The 22,012-nt window shown below is 67.4% G+C and carries 24 protein-coding genes; 3 read left to right on the forward strand and 21 right to left on the reverse strand.

The window, feature by feature from the left end; translation table 11 throughout:
* The 7 genes from WCJ52_RS01685 to WCJ52_RS01715 form a co-directional block, all read right to left on the reverse strand.
* Positions 1–626 (reverse strand): hypothetical protein (locus tag WCJ52_RS01685; protein WP_336901557.1); only part of this gene is annotated, 626 nt, incomplete at its 3' end.
* A gap of 85 nt (positions 627–711) precedes the next feature.
* Complete coding sequence (locus WCJ52_RS01690; RefSeq protein ID WP_336901558.1) at positions 712–972, reverse strand: ATP synthase F1 subunit epsilon; 261 nt, start codon at positions 970–972, stop codon at positions 712–714.
* Positions 973–977: 5 nt separating this feature from the next.
* A complete protein-coding gene (gene atpD / locus WCJ52_RS01695) occupies positions 978–2,549 on the reverse strand; it encodes a F0F1 ATP synthase subunit beta (protein WP_336901559.1) in 1,572 nt (523 codons plus the stop codon).
* Between the two features lie 18 nt (positions 2,550–2,567).
* A complete protein-coding gene (locus tag WCJ52_RS01700) occupies positions 2,568–3,437 on the reverse strand; it encodes a F0F1 ATP synthase subunit gamma (RefSeq protein WP_336901560.1) in 870 nt (289 codons plus the stop codon).
* Between the two features lie 23 nt (positions 3,438–3,460).
* The gene (atpA, locus tag WCJ52_RS01705) at positions 3,461–4,996 is read right to left on the reverse strand and encodes a F0F1 ATP synthase subunit alpha (protein WP_336901561.1); all 1,536 of its coding nucleotides are present in this window, start codon (positions 4,994–4,996) and stop codon (positions 3,461–3,463) included.
* A gap of 3 nt (positions 4,997–4,999) precedes the next feature.
* Positions 5,000–5,554: a F0F1 ATP synthase subunit delta gene (locus WCJ52_RS01710; protein ID WP_336901562.1), complete on the reverse strand. Its 555-nt coding sequence runs from the start codon at positions 5,552–5,554 to the stop codon at positions 5,000–5,002.
* 184 nt (positions 5,555–5,738) lie between these two features.
* Positions 5,739–6,020, reverse strand: a complete 282-nt coding sequence (locus WCJ52_RS01715) for a hypothetical protein (protein WP_336901563.1) — start codon at positions 6,018–6,020, stop codon at positions 5,739–5,741.
* Between the two features lie 144 nt (positions 6,021–6,164).
* On the opposite strand from WCJ52_RS01715, the gene WCJ52_RS01720 reads away from it, so the two are divergent.
* Complete coding sequence (locus tag WCJ52_RS01720) at positions 6,165–8,183, forward strand: PBP1A family penicillin-binding protein (RefSeq protein ID WP_336901564.1); 2,019 nt, start codon at positions 6,165–6,167, stop codon at positions 8,181–8,183.
* On the opposite strand, the gene WCJ52_RS01725 is transcribed toward WCJ52_RS01720, so the two are convergent.
* The 3 genes from WCJ52_RS01725 to WCJ52_RS01735 form a co-directional block, all read right to left on the reverse strand.
* Positions 8,108–8,899 (reverse strand): SprT family zinc-dependent metalloprotease, encoded by a 792-nt coding sequence (locus WCJ52_RS01725; RefSeq protein WP_336901565.1) that lies wholly within the window; start codon positions 8,897–8,899, stop codon positions 8,108–8,110. The two genes, WCJ52_RS01720 and WCJ52_RS01725, sit on opposite strands and share 76 nt — an antisense overlap.
* 11 nt (positions 8,900–8,910) lie before the next feature.
* A complete protein-coding gene (gene phaZ / locus WCJ52_RS01730) occupies positions 8,911–10,176 on the reverse strand; it encodes a polyhydroxyalkanoate depolymerase (RefSeq protein WP_336901566.1) in 1,266 nt (421 codons plus the stop codon).
* A gap of 67 nt (positions 10,177–10,243) precedes the next feature.
* Positions 10,244–10,846 (reverse strand): SCO family protein, encoded by a 603-nt coding sequence (locus WCJ52_RS01735; RefSeq protein WP_336901567.1) that lies wholly within the window; start codon positions 10,844–10,846, stop codon positions 10,244–10,246.
* 174 nt (positions 10,847–11,020) lie between these two features.
* Between WCJ52_RS01735 and WCJ52_RS01740 the strand changes: the two genes are divergently transcribed.
* A complete protein-coding gene (locus tag WCJ52_RS01740; RefSeq protein WP_336901568.1) occupies positions 11,021–11,596 on the forward strand; it encodes a response regulator in 576 nt (191 codons plus the stop codon).
* A 23-nt stretch (positions 11,597–11,619) separates the two neighbouring features.
* On the opposite strand, the gene mmcB is transcribed toward WCJ52_RS01740, so the two are convergent.
* The 4 genes from mmcB to WCJ52_RS01760 are packed head-to-tail and all read right to left on the reverse strand — an operon-like array spanning position 11,620 to position 13,626.
* Entirely contained in the window at positions 11,620–12,093 is a 474-nt protein-coding gene (gene mmcB, locus WCJ52_RS01745) for a DNA repair putative endonuclease MmcB (protein WP_336901569.1), read from the reverse strand.
* Entirely contained in the window at positions 12,065–12,613 is a 549-nt protein-coding gene (locus tag WCJ52_RS01750) for a lipocalin family protein (RefSeq protein ID WP_336901570.1), read from the reverse strand. The genes mmcB and WCJ52_RS01750 overlap by 29 nt, the downstream gene beginning before the upstream one ends.
* Positions 12,614–12,659: 46 nt before the next feature.
* On the reverse strand, positions 12,660–13,079 hold the full coding sequence (locus tag WCJ52_RS01755; RefSeq protein ID WP_336901571.1) for a metallopeptidase family protein: 420 nt from the start codon (positions 13,077–13,079) through the stop codon (positions 12,660–12,662).
* A complete protein-coding gene (locus WCJ52_RS01760) occupies positions 13,072–13,626 on the reverse strand; it encodes a hypothetical protein (protein WP_336901572.1) in 555 nt (184 codons plus the stop codon). The genes WCJ52_RS01755 and WCJ52_RS01760 overlap by 8 nt, the downstream gene beginning before the upstream one ends.
* Positions 13,627–13,711: 85 nt before the next feature.
* Between WCJ52_RS01760 and WCJ52_RS01765 the strand changes: the two genes are divergently transcribed.
* Positions 13,712–16,027: a PAS-domain containing protein gene (locus WCJ52_RS01765; protein ID WP_336901573.1), complete on the forward strand. Its 2,316-nt coding sequence runs from the start codon at positions 13,712–13,714 to the stop codon at positions 16,025–16,027.
* A 3-nt stretch (positions 16,028–16,030) separates the two neighbouring features.
* Here WCJ52_RS01765 and WCJ52_RS01770 read toward each other — a convergent pair whose 3' ends face one another.
* From WCJ52_RS01770 to sdhC, 7 genes are all read right to left on the reverse strand, one after another.
* Positions 16,031–16,801, reverse strand: a complete 771-nt coding sequence (locus tag WCJ52_RS01770; RefSeq protein WP_336901574.1) for a hypothetical protein — start codon at positions 16,799–16,801, stop codon at positions 16,031–16,033.
* Between the two features lie 117 nt (positions 16,802–16,918).
* A complete protein-coding gene (locus WCJ52_RS01775; RefSeq protein WP_336901575.1) occupies positions 16,919–17,239 on the reverse strand; it encodes a 2Fe-2S iron-sulfur cluster-binding protein in 321 nt (106 codons plus the stop codon).
* Positions 17,240–17,263: 24 nt separating this feature from the next.
* On the reverse strand, positions 17,264–18,496 hold the full coding sequence (locus WCJ52_RS01780) for an FAD-dependent oxidoreductase (protein ID WP_336901576.1): 1,233 nt from the start codon (positions 18,494–18,496) through the stop codon (positions 17,264–17,266).
* A 73-nt stretch (positions 18,497–18,569) separates the two neighbouring features.
* Positions 18,570–19,352 carry a succinate dehydrogenase iron-sulfur subunit gene (locus WCJ52_RS01785; protein WP_336901577.1) on the reverse strand — a complete coding sequence of 261 codons (783 nt, stop codon included), beginning with the start codon at positions 19,350–19,352 and terminating at the stop codon, positions 18,570–18,572.
* Between the two features lie 36 nt (positions 19,353–19,388).
* Positions 19,389–21,176: a succinate dehydrogenase flavoprotein subunit gene (gene sdhA / locus WCJ52_RS01790; RefSeq protein ID WP_336901578.1), complete on the reverse strand. Its 1,788-nt coding sequence runs from the start codon at positions 21,174–21,176 to the stop codon at positions 19,389–19,391.
* A 4-nt stretch (positions 21,177–21,180) separates the two neighbouring features.
* Positions 21,181–21,570, reverse strand: a complete 390-nt coding sequence (gene sdhD, locus WCJ52_RS01795) for a succinate dehydrogenase, hydrophobic membrane anchor protein (RefSeq protein ID WP_336901579.1) — start codon at positions 21,568–21,570, stop codon at positions 21,181–21,183.
* Positions 21,567–21,968, reverse strand: coding sequence for a succinate dehydrogenase, cytochrome b556 subunit (sdhC, locus tag WCJ52_RS01800; protein WP_336901580.1), 402 nt, complete (start codon positions 21,966–21,968; stop codon positions 21,567–21,569). Before sdhC ends, sdhD begins: the two co-directional genes overlap by 4 nt.
* Positions 21,969–22,012: the final 44 nt, after the last annotated feature.

Here is a 22,012-nt window from a genome sequence, read left to right on the forward strand (position 1 = left end):
TAGAGGATTTCACCCATCCCCCACTTGGGGTTGACCTCGGTTCCATCCGGCTTCTTGAGCTGGACGAAGACCAGGCCCGTAGACTCCTTGTCGGTGAAGTACTCCCAGGAGCTCGTGACCCGCATGAAGTCGGTCGGCGGGATGTAGTTGTTCTCGCGCTGGAGACGCAGGCGCGGCTGGTTCAGGTAGGCGAACTTGTCGAGGCCCAGGAGAATCGGCTTCTCGCCGCCGCTCGTGTAGTTGATGCCCACGCGGCAGACTTCCTTGTTCGAGCCGGGTTCATACACCGTCAGGGTATAGGGCTTGGCCACGAGGGTCTGGGTGAAGCCGCCTTCCTTCTTGTTGCGCTTGAAGCCGGCGGCCGGAGTGGCGAGCTTGGCCAGTTGGCCGCCCCGCACGAGGGGCACGCAGACCGTCTGGATCACATTGAGGATCTGGCCGATCTCCCCATCGGTGGGAAGGGTCTCCACGACCGCGGGCGCGGCGGCCGGAGCGGCGGCGACCGGAGCCGCCGGGAGGGCGACAGCCGGAGGGGCCGCAGGCACTGGCGGAGCCGGAATGGCCTGGGCCAGGGCCGGAAGGGCGATCGCCGAAGCGGCGACGAGGGTCATGACGACGTTGCGCATATTGTTTCCTCGACTCGTATCCTCGGTCGCTCAAACCTGACGGTTCAGGTTTGTCAGACCATTTTGTCTGGATCGTGACGCCTGGCTAGACCTCGACTGCAGACTCCGCCAGTACGGTAAGACCTGCCGGGGTGACGTCGGCAAAGCCGCCGCGCACCTCGAATGTCGTGACTTGTCCGCCCCTGTAGAGGCGAATCTGCCCCTCCCGCAGGGTGGTCATGAAGGGCGTATGCCCGGGCAAGACACCGAAGTCGCCTTCCGAGCCCGGTGCGTCCACCTGGTCGACCTCTCCGGAAAAGAGCTCACGCTCCGGAGACACCAGCGAAAATTGCAGCTTGCCCGCCATGCCGATCAGGCTTCCGAGGCCAGTTGCTCGGCCTTGGCCACGGCGTCCTCGATGGTGCCGACATTGTAGAAGGCGGCCTCGGGGAGGTGGTCGTACTCGCCGTCTACCAGGGCCTTGAAGGAGCGGATGGTGTCCTCGAGGCTCACGAATATGCCGGGCATGTTCGTGAACTGCTCGGCCACGTGGAAGGGCTGGGACAGGAACTTCTGGATCTTCCGCGCGCGGGAGACCGTCAGCTTGTCCTCTTCGGACAGCTCATCCATGCCGAGGATGGCGATGATGTCCTTCAGGGCCTTGTACTGCTGCAGGGTCTCCTGGACCCGCCGCGCCACAAGGTAGTGCTCTTCGCCGATCACCAGGGGGTCCATGATCCGCGAGGTGGAGTCCAGCGGGTCCACGGCGGGGAAGATGGCCTGGGCGGCGATGTCGCGGCTGAGCACCGTGGTGGCGTCCAGGTGGGCGAAGGAGGTGGCTGGCGCGGGGTCGGTCAGGTCGTCGGCAGGCACGTAGATGGCCTGGACCGAGGTGATCGAACCCTTGTTGGTCGAGGTGATCCGCTCCTGAAGGTTGCCCATCTCGGTAGCCAGGGTGGGCTGGTAGCCCACGGCCGAGGGGATGCGGCCCAGGAGTGCCGACACTTCGGAGCCCGCCTGGGTGAAGCGGAAGATGTTGTCGATGAACAGGAGGACGTCCTTACCCTCCTGGTCGCGGAAGTACTCAGCCTGGGCGAGGCCCGTCAGGGCGACCCGGGCCCGGGCGCCGGGGGGCTCGTTCATCTGGCCGTAGACCAGGGTGCACTTGGACCCTTCGGTCGAACCGCCATGCTTGCGGGGATCGACGTTCACGTTGGACTCGATCATCTCGTGATAGAGGTCGTTGCCTTCGCGAGTGCGTTCACCCACGCCGGCCAGAACCGAATAACCGCCGTAAGCCTTGGCGATGTTGTTGATCAGTTCCTGCATGGTCACGGTCTTGCCCACGCCCGCGCCGCCGAACAGGCCGATCTTGCCGCCCTTGGTGTAGGGGCAGAGCAGGTCGACGACCTTGATCCCCGTCACCAGGATTTCGGCAGAGGTGGATTGTTCGGCGAAGGACGGAGCTTCCCGGTGGATCGGGCTGGTGAAGGTGGTGGCGATCGGACCGGCTTCGTCGATCGGGTCGCCAATCACGTTCATGATGCGGCCCAGGGTGGCCGGGCCCACCGGAACGGTGATGCCGGCACCGGTATCGACCACGTCCTGACCGCGGGTCAGGCCCTCGGTCGTATCCATGGCGATGGTGCGGACCGTGTTCTCACCCAGGTGCTGGGCGACTTCCAGAACCAGGCGGAAGGGCTTGCCGGTCCGCTGGTCGGTATTGGAGGTCTCCAGGGCGTTCAGGATCGCCGGCAGGTGACCGACGAACTCAACGTCCACGACAGCGCCAATGACCTGGACAATCCGTCCGTTCGCGACGGCGGACTTCGGGGCAGCGGCCTTCGGAGCGGCAGGTGCCTTTGCCGGCCTTGGCGCAGCGGCCTTGGCGGGAGCCTTCGTGGCGGTGGCCGTCTTCGCAGGGGCCCTGGGGGTCGTAACCATGGTTTCGGACTCTCTAGGTTAGAGCGCCTCGGCGCCGGAGATGATCTCGATCAGCTCCTTGGTGATCTGCGCCTGGCGGGTACGGTTTTTCAGCAGGTTAAGGGCGGCGATCATGTCGCCGGCAGCACGGGTGGCATTGTCCATGGCGGTCATCTGGGCGGCGAAGAAGCCGGCCTGATTTTCCAGCATGGCCGACAGGACCTGGACGTTGAGGTTGCGCGGCAGGAGGGTTTCGAGAATGTCCTCTGCGTCCGGCTCGTATTCATAACTGGCGCCCTGAAGATCGACGACACCGGATCCGGTGACCTGGGCAGGTATCATCTGCTGGAAGGTCGGGGTCTGGATAACGACGGACTTGAACTTGGAATAGGCCAGGGAGACCACATCAACCTCACCCGCCTCAAACATGGCGGCGACCTTCTGGCCGACGGCTTCAGCGACCGCCAGGGAGGGGCTCGCCCCCACCTCGAAGCTTTCCACGAACCGATCGCCATAGAGGCGCTTCAGCTGATCCCGCGCCTTCTTGCCCAGGGTGATGATCCTCACATCCTTGCCCTCGGCAATGAGGGTGGAGATCCGTTCCCGGGCCATGCGGACGATGGAGGAATTGAAACCGCCTGCAAGACCGCGGTCAGAGGTGGCGACGATAACCAGTTGTTTTAAGTCCTGGCCGGTGCCGACGAGGAGCTTGGGTGCCCCGTCGCCAGACACGCCCGCCGCCAGATTGGCGATGACGGAAGCCATGCGCTCGGCATAGGGGCGAGCGCTCTGAGCGGCCTGTTGGGCGCGTCGCAGCTTGGCGGCGGCGACCATTTGCAGTGCTTTCGTGATCTTTTGCGTGGATTCCACGCTCTTGATCCGATTGCGCATCTCCTTGAGGCTGGCCATCTCCTGAAAACTCCGCCGTTTCTTTAGGCGAAGGTCGAGGTGAAGGCTGCAAGGGCGCTCTTCAGCTGGTCTTCGAGGGGACCGCTGAGTGCCTTCTCAGTACGGATGGCATCCAGGATCGCCTGGTGCTTGCCGTGCAGGAAGGAAAGCAGTTCGGCTTCATAACGGCCGACCTGGGCGGTCGGAATGCCGTCGAGATAGCCGCGGGTGCCGGCGTAAATGACCGCAACCTGCTCTTCGACGGTCTGCGGCGAATACTGGGGCTGCTTCAGAAGCTCGGTGAGGCGTTCGCCGCGCGCCAGCTGGCGCTGGGTTGTCGCGTCGAGGTCAGAGCCGAACTTGGCGAAGGCGGCCAGTTCCCGATACTGGGCCAGTTCGCCCTTGATGGGGCCGGCGGCGGTCTTCATGGCCTTGATCTGGGCGGAGGAACCCACCCGGCTCACGCTGATGCCGACGTTCACGGCGGGGCGGATGCCCTGGAAGAACAGATCGGTTTCCAGGAAGATCTGGCCGTCGGTGATGGAGATCACGTTGGTCGGGATGTAGGCCGACACGTCGTTGGCCTGGGTCTCGATGATCGGCAGGGCGGTCAGGGAGCCGGAGCCATTTTCTTCATTGAGCTTGGCGGCGCGCTCGAGCAGGCGGGAATGCAGGTAGAAGACGTCGCCCGGATAGGCTTCCCGGCCCGGCGGGCGGCGCAGTAGCAGGGACATCTGGCGATAGGCGACGGCCTGCTTGGACAGGTCGTCATAGATGATGACGGCGTGCATGCCGTTGTCCCGGAACCACTCGCCCATGGCGCAGCCGGCGAAGGGGGCCAGGAACTGCAGCGGGGCCGGCTCGGACGCCGTCGCGGCGACGACGATGGTGTATTCAAGGGCACCGCGCTCTTCCAGGGTCTTGACGATCTGGGCGACGGTCGAGCGCTTCTGGCCGATGGCGACATAGATGCAGTAAAGCTTGGCGCTCTCGTCATCGCCAGCATTGATCGACTTCTGGTTCAGGATGGCGTCGATAGCCACGGCGGTCTTGCCGGTCTGCCGGTCTCCAATGATCAATTCGCGCTGACCGCGACCGACCGGGATCAGGGTGTCGATGGCCTTCAGGCCGGTTTGCACGGGCTCATGCACGGACTTCCGCGGAATGATGCCCGGCGCCTTCACGTCCACCCTGCGGCGCTCGGCCACGTTCTTGATCGGGCCCTTGCCGTCGATGGGCTCGCCCAGGGGGTTGACGACCCGGCCTAGCAGGCCCCGGCCCACCGGCACGTCCACGATCTCGGAGAGGCGGCGGACCTCGTCGCCCTCGGCGATGGCCCGGTCCTCGCCGAAGATCACGACCCCGACATTGTCGCGCTCGAGGTTCAGGGCCATGCCCTTCACCCCCGCCTTCGTGAACTCGACCATTTCGCCGGACTGGACATTATCCAGGCCGAAGACCCGGGCGATGCCGTCCCCGACGGACAGGACCTGCCCGACATCGGACACGTCGGCGTCCTGGCCGAAGTTGGCGATCTGGGACTTCAGAATGGCCGAGATTTCGGCGGCGCGGATATCCATGGCTTACGCTCTCTTGAGGGCGAACTTGAGGGAATCGAGCTTCGAGCGAAGCGAAGCGTCGAAGAGTTTGGAACCGACCCGGACGCGGATGCCGCCGAGAAGGGCAGGATCGACCCGGGTCTCGATCTCGGGGGCCTTGCCGAGGGCGGCCCGGAGCGCCTCGGCGACGCCCTTGGATTGGGCGGCAGTCATCGGGGCGGCAGTCGTAACCACGGCGGCGACGACGCCCCGGGCGTCAGCATGCAGGGCCTCGAAGGCGGCGACAGCGTCAGGCAGGGCGGCGGCGCGGCCATTACCCGCCAGGAGGCCGAGGAACTTCTGCGTGGTCTCTGAGAGCTCCGCCTTGTCAGCGAGGGCGGCCAGGGCCCTGGCCTTGTCCGCGGCGGTGAAGGCGGGTGACGCCAGAAGGGACCTCAGGTCAGCCGAGTCCGCGCGCATCCGGCGCAGGGCCGCGATGTCGGCCGCGACCGCCGGAAGGGTCCCGGTTTCGTTCGCAAGATCGAACAGGGCCCGGGCGTAACGGTCGCCCACATCTGAAGTCCTGGAATCGTCCGCCACTTGCTCCGCCCGCCCGATGCGTGTGTCACAGACGTCGGAAGAGGGTTCCGACAGCTAAAGGCTTAAAAGCGCTTGGAAAAGCACATACGCCGCAGGTCCCTTTCAGGACCCCCAGCTGGTAGCCGCGCGTCTGTTATCATGTGGCCTTCGGCGCCGCAACCGAAGGCGCAAGGCCGAACCCCCATCACGCTGCGGGAAGGCTGAAGACGCCGGAGCCGACGGCGATCATGCGACCGTCGGAGGCCAACAGGCGGGCCCTCACAAAGGCCAGGCTCCGGGTGCGGCGGTCGACCCACGCCTCGAGTTCGCCCGCCTGCGCCGATCCCCAGGCAGGCCCGAAGTCGAGGGAAAGGGAAACGGCGCGAAGCCCGCTTCCTGCGAGTTCCGATAGCCGTGCCTGAATGATGGCGGCGACCCCTGCGGGATCGGGCGGCACGGGTGTGACCTGGGTGACGTCCTGTCTCATGGCCGGGCCTCATGCCAAGGCCCGGCGGGGATGAAAAGGGGCTTTCGGGCGACCGGCGCAATCCAGTCGCGCGAGTCACTGGCCTGATGTATGCCTCAGGCGGCTCGGCGCGGGGGGCGCAGACCGGTCCGGAGACCCACGGCCATGGCCAGATCCGACTCCAGAGAGGGGCCACCCCGGCGGAGGCGATCCTTCCTCCAGGGTCTCGTCTACTGGAGCGCCGTACTGTGCGTCTGGGGCCTCATCTTCGCCCTGGCCTTCCTCGCGGTCTTCGCCTCCGACCTGCCCGACACCTCAAGCCTGAGCGCCCCTCGCCGGCAGCCTTCGGTCTCCTACCTGGACCGGTCAGGCTCCCTGGTCTCCGTGCGGGGAAGCCAGTACGCGCCTCCCGTCGACCTGGAGAAGCTGCCGCCCTACGTGCCCGCCGCCTTCGTCGCCATCGAGGACCGCTGGTTCTACTGGCACTACGGTTTCAACCCCTGGGGCATTGCCCGGAGCCAGGTGTACAACCTGACCCACAGGGGCGGTCCCCTCCGGGGCGGATCGACCATCACCCAGCAGCTGGCCAGGAACCTCTTCCTGACCATGGACCAGACCTATCGCCGCAAGGCACAGGAGCTGGTGCTGGCCGTCTGGCTGGAGACGAAGTTCACCAAGAAAGAGATCCTCGCCCTCTACCTGAACCGGGTCTATTTCGGCGCCGGAGCCTACGGGATCGAGGCGGCCTCCCAGCGCTATTTCGGCAAGCCCGCCGAACAGCTGACCCTCGGCGAGAGCGCCCTCCTGGCCGGCATGATGAAGGGGCCCTCCCGCTACAGCCCGGTCTCGTCGGCGGACCGCGCGGCCCGTCGGGCGACGGTGGTGCTCGACGAGATGGTGCGCTCCCGCGCCATCACGCCCCAGCAGAGGGCGGAAGCCATCCGGATACCAGTACGGGTGAATCCCACCCTGGCGAGCCAGCGGGCCCAGTACTTCACGGACTGGGTAGACGACCAGGTCCGAAGGCTTGTCGGTGAGCCGACAGAGGACCTCGTCGTGGAGACGACCCTGGATCTGCCGATACAGATTTCAGCCGAGCAGGCCTTGGCTTCGGGCATCGCCGGAGCCCGGGGCCAGGGCGTGCAGCAGGGCGCCCTTGTGGCGCTCGACGGCGAGGGCCGGGTCCGCGCCTATGTGGGCGGAATCGACTACGAGGACAGCCAGTTCGACCGCGCCGCCATGGCCCGGCGGCAGGCGGGATCGGCCTTCAAGCCCTTCGTCTACCTCACCGCCATCGAGCGCGGCCGGACGCCCGAGACGCCGGTGGTCGACGAGGCCATCCGCATAGGCTCCTGGGAGCCCAAGAACTACGCCGGGACCTTCCTGGGCCCGATCACGCTCCAGACCGCCCTCGCCCAGTCCGTGAACACCGTCGCGGCCAGGCTCGCCAACGAGGTTGGGACCGGGAATGTGGCAGCCACTGCACGCCGCCTCGGGATCCGTTCGCCGATCCAGCTCGACCCCTCCATGGCCCTGGGTGCCGTCGAGGTCAGCCCCCTTGAGATGGCACAAGCCTATGCGCCCTTCGCCAATGGCGGCTTCCTGGCACCCGCCTGGGCGATCGAGCGGGTGCGGACCGCAGGGGGCAAGGTGCTCTATGACCGCTCGGTGGCCCGGCCAGCGCGCACCCAGGTCATCGGCTCGCCCGCCCTGCCGCAGATGAACCAGATGCTGCGCCAGGTCATCTCCGCCGGAACAGGGACCCGGGCCCGGGTTGCCGGATACGATCTGGCGGGTAAGACCGGCACGACCAGCGACTACAGGGACGCCTGGTTTGTCGGCTACACCGGCGGCTTTGTCGCCGCGGTCTGGCTCGGCCGGGATGACAACACCTCCATGCGCAAGGTCACAGGGGGGGGCGCGCCCGCAGGGGTCTGGCAGGGCTTCATGTCGCGGACACTGCCAAGGCTCAGGGCCGAGCCCATCCCGGGGGGGCTGGCACCGCCTGCCGCCAGGGGAGACCCCATCGGGGACCTTCTGGACGCCCCGGTCTCGCCCCCTGCCAGGCCCGGCGCGGAACTGGCCCCGGCCCCGGGACAAGCCCCGGTTCAGGCGCCGGTCCCGCCGTCCCCACAGGCCGCACCCGCAGCCACGACGCCGGACCCGGGGGCCCCGAGGGCGTGAAGCTGAGGCCCCTCGCGCCTCAGCCACTCCCGGTGCGGCGCAGGATCACCGACCAGGTTCCGGACCAGGGCCCAGAAGGCTGGCCCGTGATTGGGCTGGAGTATGTGGGCGCATTCATGCGCCGCGACGTAGTCGGCCACCGGCGCCGGCGCGAGGGCCAGGCGCCAGACGTAACGGACCGAAGGCGGCGACGCCCCCCGCGCCGGGGAGCAGGACCCCCAGCGGGTGCGGGCGTCGTTGACGGAGACCGTAGGAAGCGGCGCCCCCAGGGCTTCGCAGTGCCTGGCGGTCAGCGACCGGAAGCCGGTCAGGGCCTCACGCTTCAGGGTGCGCACCACCGCGCGGGCGAAGACCTCTCCATCTCCTGAAGCGTGGAGCTCCAGGGCGCCGTCGGCGGCGTCGACGAGGCGCGTACGGCCTTCCGCCGCCATCAGCCGGCAGGTCCGACCGAAGACAGAGAGCTCGACGCCCGGGACGAGGGGCGACGGCGAGGGTGTCGATGCCAGGCGCGTCCGGATCCAGTCCGCCCGGCTACGGGCGAAGCGTGCGGCCTCGGCGAGGCCCCGCAGGTCTGGCGCGGTGGCGATGACCTCTCCCCGGGCCCGGTCGAGGCGAAGGGCGATGCGCCGGGACCGCGGGTTGACCCGTAACCGAACGGGCAGGCCCTCCACCTCGATGAGGTCGCCGTCGGCAGACGAGCGCCCGAAGCGGAACATCCCCGGTCGCCTCAGCCCGCCGAACCGGTGACCCGGGCTTCCTGCCGGGCGATGAAGGCTGCCACCCGGGGATAGATCTCTTCACGGAAGCGCCGGCCGTTGAAGACCCCATAATGCCCCACATGCGGCTGGATATAGTCCGCGTGCAGGTCATCAGGCAGGCCCGAGCACATGGCGTGGGCGGCCTGGGTCTGGCCGATGCCGGAAATGTCGTCGAGCTCCCCTTCGACTGTAAGGAGGCCGATGTCGGTGATGGCAGAGGGCTGGACAGCCCGACCGTCATGCACAAGTTCACCCCGGGGCAGGAGGTACTTCTGGAAGACGATGTCGACTGTCTGGAGGTAGAATTCCTCGGTCAGGTCTAGGACCGAGAGGTATTCGTCGTAGAACTCCAGGTGCTTGTCGGCGGAGTCCCCGTCACCATCCATCAAATCCTGAAGGTACTTAAGGTGGGCGTCCTGGTGACGATCCATATTCATCGACATGAAAGAGTAAAGCTGGACGAAGCCCGGATAGACCCTGCGGCCCGCCCCCGCAAAGGGCATGGGCACGGTGCTGATCATGTTCGACTTGAACCAGGCGAAGGGGCGCTCCTCGGCGAGCTTGTTGGTCACCGTCGGCGAGAACCGGGCGTCGAGGGGAGATCCCATGAAGGTCATGGACGCCGGACGGGCGTCCTCTCCGTCCTCGGACATGAGCGCGGCGGCAGCCAGGACAGCCGGTCCCGGCTGGCAGACGGCGACCACGTGGCAGCGGGGCCCAAGCCGGCGGAGCAGGGTCCTGATATGATCGAGGTAGTCGTGGAAGTCGAACCGGCCCTCCAGGAGCGGAACGTCCCGCGCGTTCGACCATTCGGTGATGTAGACCTCATGGTCCCGCAGGAAGGTCTGGACCGTATCCCGGAGCAGGGTCGCATAGTGGCCGGAGAGCGGCGCCACGATCAGCACCGCAGGCTCGGCCGCCGTCCGTCCAGCGCGGCGAAGATCCAGGGGATCGCGGGCGAAGTGGGTCAAGCGGACCCAGGGGTCGGCCCAGACCTGCACCTGGCGGACCTGGACGTCGACCTCGCCGATCCGGACGCTGTCGATCCCCCACTCGGGCCGGCCATAGCGGCGGGTAAGGTTGGAGAAGAGGTCCGCGGACGCGAAGAGCCGACGCCCCACAGGGGTCTCCCGGGCGGGGTTGAGCGGCGAGTTCCAGTAGGCCCGGGTGGCGCGAGCGGCCGACCGGAGCGGCGCGGCAGCATAGTAACCGCCTTCGTATAGGGTATAGAGCATGGCCAACCCTTAATGTTGCACCGCAGCATAACACGCCTATGCGGCGCGGATGTCCAGCCTTGCTTCCCTAACCCCGCTTAATGGCATCGCGGATCTGGCCGGCGAGGTCCTCGGGCGACATACCGTAGGGCAGGACCCGGGCGAACTGCCCGGACGGATCCATGAGGTAGCTGATCGAGGAATGGTTGATCAGGTAGGCGTCGCCCTCGCCTTCCTTCTGGTAGAAAACCTTGTAGGCACGGGCGACGACCGCGACCTGTTCGGGCGTCCCGGTCAGGCCGACGACCCCCTTGGGGTAGGCCGGATTCGCGAGGTAGGCGCCCAACTTCTCCGGAGTATCGCGCCCGGGGTCCACCGAGACGAAGATGATCCTGACCTTGTCCTTGTCCCTGCCCAAGAGGTCGAGGGTCCGCCCCAGGGTATCCAGGGTCGTGGGGCAGACGTCCGGACAGAAGGTGAAGCCGAAGAAGATGATGTTCCAGCGGCCCTTGAGGTCTTCCTGGGTGAAGGGCCTGCCAGAGGTATCCACCAGGCTGAAAGGACCGCCTGGCCCTCCCTGCGCCACCGCGGACGGCGGTGGCCGACGCGCACCGATCTGCACCGCCACGAGGGCCACTGCCGCCACGGCGAGGATGGCGACCATCCCGCGCAGGATCCACTTCAGAGACATGCCGGGCCTTCCGTCCTCAGGAGGAACCGCCGGACTACAAGGAAAGCCCCAACGGTTCCAGCACTGAGAGCCGGTTCCCACTTATCGGAACAGGATCTGGCAGCATGAGGCGACTTGCGCCAGGGAAGGCGAATTGCGAGGATTCCCTAAGGTCTGGTCCTGCGAGCGACGCTCATGAGTACTCCCGACACCAGTGCGACCGATACGGCAGAAGCCGAGCCTCTGGAGGTCCTCGGCGAGCTTCTCCTGGTGGACGACGACGCGCTTCACGCCCTGCGTACGGCCAGGGGGCTGGAGGCGCGCGGCTTCCAGGTGACCTGCGCGGGCAGCCTGGCCGAGGCGTCGACCCTCATTGAGGCGCATGCACCCGGCTTCGCCGTGCTGGAAATGCGGCTTGTAGACGGAACCGGACTGTCCCTGATCGAGCTCCTTCTTGGCCGGCGGCCTGACGCCCGGGCGGTGGTGCTCACCGCCTTCGGCGCCATTGCGAGCGCCGTCCCCGCCATCCGGCTTGGGGCGGCTGACTACCTGACAAAGCCGGCAGATCTGGACGACCTGACCTCGGCCCTGCTGGGGCAGGCGCCGCCTGCCGGCCTGGTCCTGCGGCCGATGACCGCCGACCGGGCGCGCTGGGAACACATCAACAGGGTCTACGAGTTCTGTGGCCGCAATGTCTCGGAGACGGCGCGCCGGCTGGGGCTTCACCGGCGGACCCTGCAGCGGATCCTGGCCAAGCGGGCGCCCCGCTAAATCAGCTAACTGAGACCTCGGCCTCAGATCTCGAGATTGACGGCCAGCACGCCCCCGGCGCGCAGGGCGGCCAGGCGGGCGAAGGCAATGGTCAGGGCCTTGCGCCGGCCCCCGGCGAGGGGGGAGAGCGGCGCCTCGCGGACCAGGACGCCGCCAAATCCGTCGCAGACCAGCAGGCCCGGGTCGTCAGGCAGGACGTGCTGGGGGAATTCCGGCGCTACGGCGAAGGCGAAACGGTCGCAGAAGTCCAGGTAGTCCCTCCACTTCCGGTCCACCCGGTAGTCCTCGATCGACGACTTGACCTCGACAATGAACAGTTCCCCGCGCGGGGAAATCGCCATCAGGTCCGCCCGGCGCGCATTGGGCAGGGTGACCTCGGCGAGGGCGACATACCCCAGGCCCCTGAGGGCGCGCACGGCACCCCGGGTCACCGCCGCAGTGACCTCTGGCCGCGTCGCTGCGGCGGGATCAGTGATGGGCTGGGAGGGGAAATTCAAGGGCGGCGACGTCATAGCCAAGCTGGCGGATACGGCTGATGGCATGGTTCCGGGCCGCTGCGCTCAGGACAGGCTTCTGGGCCACGAGCCAGAGGAAGCGGCCGTTCGGAGTGCCCAGAAGCAGCCAGCCCTGGTCGGCCCGGCTCTCAAGGACCCAGTACTCCACGTTCAGGATGCCACCGAAATAACTCAGGCGGATCCGCCCATCGGTGGGGGGATTGGAGATCCTGGCCTGGGCCTTCCACTGGGTGGGCGGCGAGGCGAGCGTCCCGCGGTGGCAGGTCTGGATGACGGAATAGCCCGTGGCGGTGCGCGACCAGTCAGAGGTCCCGCCCTGGCAGTCCTTCTGGATCTTGTTGGGAAGACGGGCGACCTCGTACCAGCGCCCGGCAATGCGCCCGACCTCGACCTTCTGGGTCGGCGGATGGATGTCGACTGCAAGGGCGGGTGCGGGTCCGGAGCATACGGCGACCACAATCAGGGCACCGCGAAGGCACTGGAAGGGTTGGGAGCCTTTCATGGGGCCCCTTTAACCGGAATCCGCAGGGTGGAGAAGATACCCGCCGTCACCGCGCCTCGATGCGGTCGATCTGTTCGTCGGACAGTCCGAAGTGATGGCCGATCTCATGGACCAGGACGTGGCTTACGAGTTCGGCAAGGGTGACGTCTCCCCGCTCGGCCCACTCGTCGAGCAGGGGACGCCGGAAGAGGAAGATCCACGACGACTCTGGCGCGGGACCCAGGATCGACCGCTGGGCGAGGTCCACACCCTGGTAGAGGCCCGTGAGCTCGAAGGGATCCTGGATGCCCAGGGCGTCCAGGACCTCCTCATCCGGAAAGTCATCCACCCGGAAGAGCACCGCCCCCGCCAGCCGGCGGAAGGCCTCCGGGAGTTCGACAAAGGCCGCCTCTGCCAGCCGGGCGATATCATCAAGGGAGGGGGCGAGGGAGGCAATAAGGCCCGGGGCTCCGCCCTCGTCACTCATCGGCAATCACCCGGTCGGGGTCCTCTGGCGCGCGGACCTCGAAGAGGCCGATGTCGAGGGGCTGCTGGGGTCGCACCGGTCGCAGGGGCTGCCGGGCGAAGGCGTTGAGGTCGGCCCCGGAGATTTCCACACTCCCGCGGCGGCGGACATGCCGGGCCTGGGCCTGGAGATGAGCCGGCGCATGGGAGACGGGACGCCAGAAATCTACCTGGAGCCGCCAGACCGTAGGCGGCGGTGGCGGCGGTGCGGGCCACCGGCGCTCGCCTTCGGACAAGGGCCTTGCCGGGGGCGGCGGTCGCGCACCTTCAAAGACCTCCACGACCCGGACCACGGCGGGATCGGGCGGCGATGGTGCCCCGGCGCTGAGCCGCGCCAGGAGTTCAAGGGCCGCTTCCCGGGTCGGGCAGGACGGACCGACCCGCTCAGAGGTGAAGACCACCGCCTCCCCCGCCAGGGCCTCGGCCTCCCGGGCCCGGGCCGCGTGGCCCTTGGGCATGCCAAGGGCGGACTCGCCATCGTTCGCCAGGGGGTAGAACAGGATCGCCATGGCCACATCATCGCCCAGAATCAGGCTTCGGCCTATGGTGACAAAATGATTCGCCCCTGCCGGGCGAAAAGCTGTGATCCCGCCCATGACCGGTGATGGCCTGATCCTGTCCGCCACGGCCGGCGCCGTCCTTCTGGCGCTATGCTCCGGTGCCTGGATATTGGGCGTCCGGCGCCAGGCGGACCAGCAGATCGCCTCCCTGGAGGGCGAGATCGAAACCCTGAAGGCTGGCGCTGAGGCGGCCCAGGCTTCAGCCGAGGCCTTCGACTCCGCCCTGCTGGCCGTCGAGGATGGTCGCGCCTTCCTGGCCTCCGGAGATGAGAGCCTCGCCGCCTGCGCCATTGCCCTGGGCACTGGCGCGGAACCCCAGGCCGTGGTGGCGGCCCTGATGCGGGCCGACCCCGACCACGCCCTGCGCCTCCGGGCCCTGTTCGAGCGCGGCGAAAGCTGCGGCTTTGAGGTGCGCGGGCCCTCGGGGGTCGTGACAGTGGAGGGCCGTGCCGCCGGGGCCCTGGCCTGGCTCCGTCTCTCCGCAGGCGCGGCGGGGGCCCGGGGGCTGCCGCCCTCCCCACGGTTCGCAGCCTTCCTCAACGCCCGCAGCGGGCCGGCCTGGATCGCCAGCGCCGACGGACGACCGGTCTGGGCCAACTCGGCCTGGCTCGAGGCTGTCGGTGCCACCGACGTCGAATTGGCGGCTGAAAAGGGCCTCAACCTGGATCCCGCCGCCGACGCCCTGGCCATCGAGGCCGCCAACCTGGCCCAGAGCCGGGACCTGGTGCGTTGGGTGAGCCTGGGAGGCCGCCGGCGGGCCCTCAGGCTGACCGCACGCCCCCTGGAGGGCGGTGGCGTCGGCGTCTGGACAGAGGATGTCACCGAGGCCGAGGAACTGCGTGAGGCCCTGCGGCGGAATGTCGAGGCCCACGACGAAACCCTGAACCACATCGCCGACTCCGTCGCCATATTCACCCCGTCCCGGCGACTGGACTTCCACAATACCGCCTTCGCCGAGATGTTCGGCCTCGAGCCGGCCTGGCTGGCCGAGCGGCCAACCCATGGCGAGGTCCTCGACCGGCTGCGCCAGCGCCGGCGCCTGCCGGAGACGGCGGACTACGCCCGCTGGAAGGCGGCTGAACTCGAGCGCTACAGCCAGCTCGACTCCGCCCCGGATGAGCTCTGGAGCCTGCCGGACGGCCGCACCCTGAGGGTGGTTCGCCAGTCCCACCCCCTCGGCGGCATCGTCCTGCTCTTCTCGGACATCACTGGCGAGCTACGTCTCAAGGCCCAGTACAACAGCCTGATCCAGGTTCAGCAGGCCACACTCGACAAGCTGAACGACGCCGTCGCGGTCTTCGGATCGGACGGCCGCCTTCGGCTGCACAACGAGGCCTTCGAGCGGTTCTGGAATATTCCCCACCAGGCCTTGGACGAGGTCATGGACTTCGAGGGCGTGGTCGAGCTCTGCCTGCCCCGCCTGCATGACCAGGGATTCTGGCGCGAGATGAAGGGACGGGTGGCCGACACCGACCCCGCCGCCCGGGCACCCGCCGCCGGCGAAGTCCGCACCTCGGATGGCCGGATCGTGGCCCACCAGTCCCGGCCCCTGCCGGACGGGGCGACCCTGATCGCCTTCACCGACGTCACCGACGCGCGCCGCCTCGAGCGGGCCCTCGCCGACCGCAGCGCCGCCCTGGCAGAGGCTGAGCGGCTCAAGCGGGACTTCGTGGGCAACGTCTCCTACGAGCTGCGGACGCCGCTGACGACGATCATCGGCTATTCCGAACTGCTGGAGGGGCTCGGCGAGCAACTGCCCGGCCGAGCGCTCGATCACGCCGGGGCGATTCGCCAGGCGGCGGAACATCTGGGCCGGTCCATCGACGACGTCCTCGACATGGCCCAGATCGACGCCGGAGAGATGGCGCTCGATCTCGAGGATGTGAATGTTGCCCGCCTCCTGGAGGCGGCGGCGGTACGCTGGTCCGACGCGGCGGAGGCTGGGCAGGTCAGGCTGGTGGCGGAATGTCCCGACGATCTCGGCCTGATGCGGGGTGACCCCCGGCGGCTGTCGCAGGTGCTCGACCACCTTATCGTGAACGCCCTGGGCCAGACCCCGAAGGGCGGCCGCATCACCCTGGGTGCCCGCCGCACCCTGGGCGAGGTCCAGGTCCAGGTGACCGATACCGGGCGCGGCATCCCCTTCCACGTCCAGGCCAACATCTTTGATCGCTTCGTCGGTCGCGAAAGGGGCGGGCCGGGCCTCGGCCTCGCCCTGGTGAAGGCCCTGGTCGAGCTCCATGGCGGCTGGGTGGCCCTGGAGAGCGAGCCTGGGGACGGGGCGACCTTTACCTGCCACCTGCCGGAACGCGCGGAAGGCGCAGCGGGCCACCCTGAACTGGAGTTCTGATCTCTAAGAACAGGCGGGTGACAGGCCAGCTTGCGCGAGCGCGTCACCAAGACCTACGGCCAATTCGACGACGGTCTGGTATCTGGCTTCAGGGTCAGACGCGGTTGCGTGCCCGATGACCGGCCCAAGGGCGGGACATCGATCAAGATTGTCGCCTGATGGAGGATCCAGCAGAACCGCCATGGCGCGTCCCAGCTGGAACACCATGGTGCGGGAGTCCAGCCATGCGCCTTGGTGATACTCCTCCGGCGCCCTGAAGCGGGTCGAGCCAAATGTTCTCGGCGCGTCCAACCGGAAGGGTGCAGGCTGATATTCGTCCACATCGATCAGGTGAACCCGATCATTGTAAAGCAGGTTTCCGTCATAGAGGTCGATGGATACGAAACCTGCCGCTTCAATGGCCACATGAACGTCAATGACGTCACAGATCGCGCGAAGCACGTCCCTCAGGGGCTCCCGCCGCATCCTCTGGGACTGTCTTAGGGTCGTGGCCTCTACCCAGGGGAAGACAAGGATGGGCCCCTGATCGCCGCCCAGCATCTGGATTAGGGGAACGAGGGTCGGGTGCTGCACCCGTGAGTGCACGACAATCGAGCGGCTCTGGCTGGCCAAACCGAGTTCACTGACTGCGAACTTTACGAAGTAACGGCTGCCGCCGTAATCAAAACCTACGCCCCGACACCCGAATTCCCCATCGCCGAGGTCGATAAACACCTCGCCCTCAGAAGTCAGACGATCCCTGATATTACCCGGGATAGAGTCAAACGGCAGCATGGGCGGGATTTCATGCAAGCTCGAACATCCGCTGGTTGCCCGGCGTGGTAAGCCCAAAGGCCACGGTAAGCCCTGAGGGCCGCAGGACTTTTGAGCAACCTGCGGCCGGATTAGAGCTTAGTGCTGGCTTTCAGGCAGGCGGACCACGATGCCGTCGAGGCCGTCGGTGATCTTGATCTGGCAGGCCAGCCGGCTGTTCGGCTCCACGCCCTCGGCGAAGTCCAGCATGGACTCCTCCATGGCAGACTTGTCGCCGGTCTTGTCGAGCCAGGCGGGGTCCACATAGACGTGGCAGGTGGCGCAGGCGCAGGCGCCACCGCAGTCGGCGTCGATGCCCGGGACGTTGTTCTTCACAGCGACCTCCATGACCGACAGGCCCGTCTTGCCGTCATGGACGTGCTCAGTGCCGTCGTGTTCGATGTAGGTAATCTTTGCCATATGCTCTTTCCTCGCCTCACCAGCTTACGCCGCGGCGACCTCTTTCATGGAAACCGAAGTGTCCGCAAGTCTCTGCTTGTCCACCGGCCTGCGGGAGCCGATGAGCTGCCGGCCCATCATGAATTCGGGCGGCGAATTGATCGCCTCCACCGCCTGGACCTGATCGCCCTTGAGGTGGAAGATCGCGAAGTGGCCCGAGGCGGGATCTCCCCGGACCAGGGACTGGTCGGCATCGAAGTTGTAGCCTGCGATCTGGAGCTTGATGTCGTACTGGTCCGACCACTGCCAGGGGGTCTCCCCCGCCGGCGCGGGCCGCCCGGTGACGGCGCAGGCAACCTGCTTGGCCTGTTCCAGGGCGTTGGGCACGCTCTCCATGCGGAAGTCGCGGCCGTAGATGGGCATCGGCCTCAAGGTCACGTCGCCAATGGCGAATATGGCCGGGTCAGAGGTCCGGGCCTCCAGGTCGACCACCACACCCCGGTTGACGGCCAGTCCAGCCTCCTGGGCCAGCTCCTGGTTCGGGACGGCGCCCACGCCCACCAGGGCGAGGTCGCAGTCGATCACCTGGCCATCGGCCAGCTCCACGCCGGTCACCTTGCCGCCCTCGCCGCGGAAGCCCGTGACCGAGGCCCCGGTCAGGAAGCGCACCCCGTGGGTCTCGTGGGCCTGGCGAAAGAAGTTCGACAGCACCTCGCCAGCCACCCGGGCCAGGATGCGGGGCTCACGCTCAAGGACCACAGCGTCGGCGCCGAGGGCCCGGGCCGAAGCTGCGGCCTCCAGCCCGATATAGCCGCCGCCCACCACCGCCATCGTCCTGCCAGGACCGAGGGCGGCCTTCAGGGCTTCAGCGTCGGCGGCGGTGCGCAGCTCAAGGACCCCGTCGAGGTCCGCCCCGGGAATCGGCAGGCGGATCGGGCGGGCCCCGGTGGCGAGAACGAGGACGTCGTAGGCGAGATCCGACCCGTCCGACAGGGCCAGGACCTTGCGGGCCCGGTCAATGCCGACGCCCCGGACCGAGGGCCGGAAATCGATCCGGTTCCCGGCGTAGAACTCAAGCGGCTTGAGAGCCAGGGACTCGGCGTCGGCCTCACCCTTCAGCCAGGCCTTGGACAGGGGTGGTCTCTGGTAGGGCGGGATGGGCTCCTCGCCCACGAGGGTGACCGCACCGGCATAGCCATACTGGCGCAGCAGGGCCGCCAGGGTCCCGCCAGCGTGGCCGGCCCCTACGATCACAACATGGGCGTCTGCAGAGGTCATGAGGTCCAGTTGCAGAAAAGTGACGGGGCCGTCAACTTACGGAATTCGGTGGGTGCCGCAGGACGGTCAGACGTCAGACCACCCGCTCCGCCATCATCTTCTTCACCTCGCCGATCGCCTTGGCGGGGTTGAGGCCCTTGGGGCAGACCTGGGCGCAGTTCATGATGGTGTGGCAGCGGTAGAGCTTGAAGGGATCCTCGAGGGCATCGAGCCGCTCGCCCGTGGCCTCGTCGCGGCTGTCGATCAGCCAGCGATAGGCGTGCAGCAGGGTGGCCGGACCGAGGTAGCGGTCGCCGTTCCACCAGTAGCTGGGGCAGGAGGTCGAGCAGCAGGCGCACAGGATGCACTCGTAGAGCCCATCCAGCTTTTCGCGATCCTCCGGGCTCTGGGACCATTCGGTCTGGGGCTCGGGGGTGGTGGTCTTGAGCCAGGGCTCGATCGAGGCGTACTGGGCATAAAAATGGGTCAGGTCGGGGACCAGGTCCTTGACCACCGGCATGTGCGGCAGGGGGCTGATTTGGCAGGTCGACCCATGCGCGTCTTCATGCCCGTGGATGCAGGCCAGGGTGTTGCGACCGCCGATGTTCATGGCGCACGACCCGCAGACGCCCTCGCGGCAGGACCGCCGGAAGGTCAGGGTCGGGTCCATGGTGTTCTTGATGTGGATGAGCACGTCCAGGACCATGGGGCCGCAGGCGGCGACGTCGACGTCATAGGTGTCCCAGCGCGGATTGCCGGTTCCCTCCGGGTCATAGCGATAGATCCGGAAGGACTTCACCGTCTTCGCGCCGGCGGGGGCCGGATGGTGGCGACCCTTCTGGACCCGGGAGTTCTTCGGCAGGGCGAGTTCGACCATGGGGCTCTTTCCTCGAATTCCGTCTGCAGGCCTGCGTCAGTACACCCGCGCCTTGGGCGGGATGGGCGCGATGTCGTTGGTCATGGTGTAGTCGTGCACGGGCCGGTAATCGATGACCACCTTGCCGGTGACGTCGTCCATCCAGGTTAGGGTATGCTTCATCCAGTTGGCGTCATCCCGGTCGGGATGATCCTCGTGGGCGTGGGCCCCGCGGCTCTCGGTGCGGTTGGCGGCCCCGGCGACGGTAACCACCGCCTGCACGACCAGGTTCTCGAACTCGAGGGTCTCGACGAGATCGGTGTTCCAGATCAGGCCCCGGTCGGACACCTTGATGTCCTTGCGCCGGTCCTGAACAGACTGAAGACGCTTCACGCCGGAAGCGAGGCTTTCGCCGGTGCGGAACACCGCGGCGTCCTCCTGCATGGCCTGCTGCATTTCCAGCCTCAGGGCGGCCGTGGTCGTCGAGCCGTCGGCGAACCTCAGCCGGTCGAAGCGGGCCAGGTGGCCGTCCGACATGGCGGGCTTCAGCTCGGGCTGGGTGGCCCCGGCCTTGAGGACGTCCGCCGCCCGCAGGGCTGCGGAACGGCCGAAGACCACCAGGTCGATCAGGCTGTTGGAGCCGAGCCGGTTGGCGCCGTGGACCGAGACGCAGGCGGCCTCGCCAACGGACATCAGGCCCGGAACCACGCGGTCGGGATCGTCGCCCACCCGGGTGACCACCTCCGAGTAGAAGTTCGTGGGGATGCCGCCCATGTTGTAGTGCACGGTCGGCAGGACCGGGATGGGCTTCTTGGTCACGTCGACGCCGGCGAAGATCCGGGCGCTCTCGGAGATGCCCGGCAGGCGCTCGGCCAGGATCTTGGGATCCAGGTGGTCGAGGTGCAGGTGGATGTGGTCCTTGTTCGGACCCACCCCGCGTCCCTCGCGGATCTCGATGGTCATGGCCCGGCTGACCATGTCGCGAGGCGCCAGGTCCTTCACGGTGGGCGCATAGCGCTCCATGAAGCGTTCGCCCTCGGAATTGGTCAGGTAGCCGCCCTCGCCCCGGGCACCCTCGGTGATCAGGCAGCCGGCACCGTAGATGCCGGTGGGGTGGAACTGGACGAATTCCATGTCCTGCAGGGGCAGGCCGGCGCGCAGGGTCATGCCGCCACCGTCCCCGGTGCAGGTGTGGGCACTGGTGGCCGAGAAGTAGGCCCGGCCGTAGCCGCCTGTCGCCAGGATGACCATCTGGCCCTGGAAGCGGTGCAGGGTGCCGTCGTCCAGCTTCCAGGCGGTCACGCCCCGGCAGACGCCCTCGTCCATGATCAGGTCGAGGGCGAAATACTCGATGAAGAACTCGGTGTTGTGGGCCAGGGACTGGCCATACATGGTGTGCAGCATGGCATGGCCCGTGCGGTCCGCTGCGGCGCAGGTACGCTGGATGGGAGCCTCGCCGAAGTTGCGGGTCATGCCGCCAAAGGCGCGCTGGTAGATCTTGCCATCCGGGGTGCGCGAGAAGGGCACGCCCCAGTGCTCAAGCTCGTAAACCGCCGCGGGGGCGTTCCGGCAGAGGTATTCGATGGCGTCCTGGTCACCCAGCCAGTCCGACCCCTTGACGGTGTCGTACATGTGCCAGCGCCAGTCATCCTCGCCCATATTGCCAAGGCTGGCCGAGATGCCGCCCTGGGCCGCCACGGTGTGCGAGCGGGTTGGGAAGACCTTGGAGATGCAGGCGGTTTTCAGACCGGCCTGGGCGCAGCCGAGTGCGGCGCGGAGGCCGGAGCCGCCGGCGCCAACGACGATGACGTCGAACTTGTGATCGGTAAATTCGTAAGCGGCCATGACGTCAGAGAGCGCCTCCGAGCGCGACCTTGAGGACGGAGAAGACCGCCAGGGCGGTCACGAGGACGGTGACGAACAGGTTCAGCAAAAGAAGCGCCGAGCGTCCGAGGGTCCGGTGGACGTAATCCTCGACCACCACCTGGGCACCGGCGTGCATGTGCCAGCCAGACACGATGAGGACAAGGAGGATCAGGACGGCATTCACCGGTTGGGAAACGAAGGCGACGGCTTGGGAGTATCCGGCCGTCGAAATCGTGAGGGCGGCGTAAATCATCCAGAAGGTCAGGGGGACCAGGGCAATAGCGCTGACCCGCTCGGCCACCCAGTGGGCGGCGCCATGCCCGGCGGCGCCCCGGCCGCGGGCGCGGGACAGGGGGGTCCTGAGATCAGTCATTGGGGGCCTCCATGGCCGAGGCCGATGGCCCAGACGATGATCGTCGCGACCACCGAGAAGGCCATGGCCAAGATCCCGGACTGGGTCGAGGTGGTGACCGAAAGGCCGATTCCGGCGTCCCAGAACAGATGCCGGACGCCGTTGGCGAGATGGTAGAAGAGCGAGAGGGTCAGGCCGACCAGGACCAGCCGCCCCAGGGGCGAGGCCAGGATGTCCATATAGGCCGGGTAGGCGTCGGGTCCGGCGCCAAGGGCCAGGGCCCATCCCGCGACGAGGAAGGCCCCCGCATAGAGTGCCATTCCGGTCGCCCTGTGGAGGATCGACGTCAGCATGGTCAGGTGCCAGCGCCACACCTGCAGGTGCGGCGACATCGGTCGGTCTCGAACGGGTCCGGTCATCTGTCTGTCCTGGCTCGCCCGGCGAACGCCCCCGCGCCCCGGGC

It is taken from the genome of Phenylobacterium sp. (assembly GCF_037138395.1).
Lineage (GTDB): Bacteria > Pseudomonadota > Alphaproteobacteria > Caulobacterales > Caulobacteraceae > Phenylobacterium.

Coding starts and splice junctions, on each gene's coding strand:
- WCJ52_RS01690 (WP_336901558.1), bottom strand. CDS start 972: ATGGCGGGCAAGCTGCAATTTTCGCTGGTGTCTCCGGAGCGTGAGCTC.
- atpD (WP_336901559.1), bottom strand. CDS start 2,549: ATGGTTACGACCCCCAGGGCCCCTGCGAAGACGGCCACCGCCACGAAG.
- WCJ52_RS01700 (WP_336901560.1), bottom strand. CDS start 3,437: ATGGCCAGCCTCAAGGAGATGCGCAATCGGATCAAGAGCGTGGAATCC.
- atpA (WP_336901561.1), bottom strand. CDS start 4,996: ATGGATATCCGCGCCGCCGAAATCTCGGCCATTCTGAAGTCCCAGATC.
- WCJ52_RS01715 (WP_336901563.1), bottom strand. CDS start 6,020: ATGAGACAGGACGTCACCCAGGTCACACCCGTGCCGCCCGATCCCGCA.
- WCJ52_RS01720 (WP_336901564.1), top strand. CDS start 6,165: ATGGCCAGATCCGACTCCAGAGAGGGGCCACCCCGGCGGAGGCGATCC.
- WCJ52_RS01725 (WP_336901565.1), bottom strand. CDS start 8,899: ATGTTCCGCTTCGGGCGCTCGTCTGCCGACGGCGACCTCATCGAGGTG.
- phaZ (WP_336901566.1), bottom strand. CDS start 10,176: ATGCTCTATACCCTATACGAAGGCGGTTACTATGCTGCCGCGCCGCTC.
- WCJ52_RS01735 (WP_336901567.1), bottom strand. CDS start 10,846: ATGTCTCTGAAGTGGATCCTGCGCGGGATGGTCGCCATCCTCGCCGTG.
- WCJ52_RS01740 (WP_336901568.1), top strand. CDS start 11,021: ATGAGTACTCCCGACACCAGTGCGACCGATACGGCAGAAGCCGAGCCT.
- WCJ52_RS01750 (WP_336901570.1), bottom strand. CDS start 12,613: ATGAAAGGCTCCCAACCCTTCCAGTGCCTTCGCGGTGCCCTGATTGTG.
- WCJ52_RS01755 (WP_336901571.1), bottom strand. CDS start 13,079: ATGAGTGACGAGGGCGGAGCCCCGGGCCTTATTGCCTCCCTCGCCCCC.
- WCJ52_RS01760 (WP_336901572.1), bottom strand. CDS start 13,626: ATGGCGATCCTGTTCTACCCCCTGGCGAACGATGGCGAGTCCGCCCTT.
- WCJ52_RS01765 (WP_336901573.1), top strand. CDS start 13,712: ATGACCGGTGATGGCCTGATCCTGTCCGCCACGGCCGGCGCCGTCCTT.
- WCJ52_RS01770 (WP_336901574.1), bottom strand. CDS start 16,801: ATGCTGCCGTTTGACTCTATCCCGGGTAATATCAGGGATCGTCTGACT.
- WCJ52_RS01775 (WP_336901575.1), bottom strand. CDS start 17,239: ATGGCAAAGATTACCTACATCGAACACGACGGCACTGAGCACGTCCAT.
- WCJ52_RS01780 (WP_336901576.1), bottom strand. CDS start 18,496: ATGACCTCTGCAGACGCCCATGTTGTGATCGTAGGGGCCGGCCACGCT.
- WCJ52_RS01785 (WP_336901577.1), bottom strand. CDS start 19,352: ATGGTCGAACTCGCCCTGCCGAAGAACTCCCGGGTCCAGAAGGGTCGC.
- sdhA (WP_336901578.1), bottom strand. CDS start 21,176: ATGGCCGCTTACGAATTTACCGATCACAAGTTCGACGTCATCGTCGTT.
- sdhD (WP_336901579.1), bottom strand. CDS start 21,570: ATGACTGATCTCAGGACCCCCCTGTCCCGCGCCCGCGGCCGGGGCGCC.
- sdhC (WP_336901580.1), bottom strand. CDS start 21,968: ATGACCGGACCCGTTCGAGACCGACCGATGTCGCCGCACCTGCAGGTG.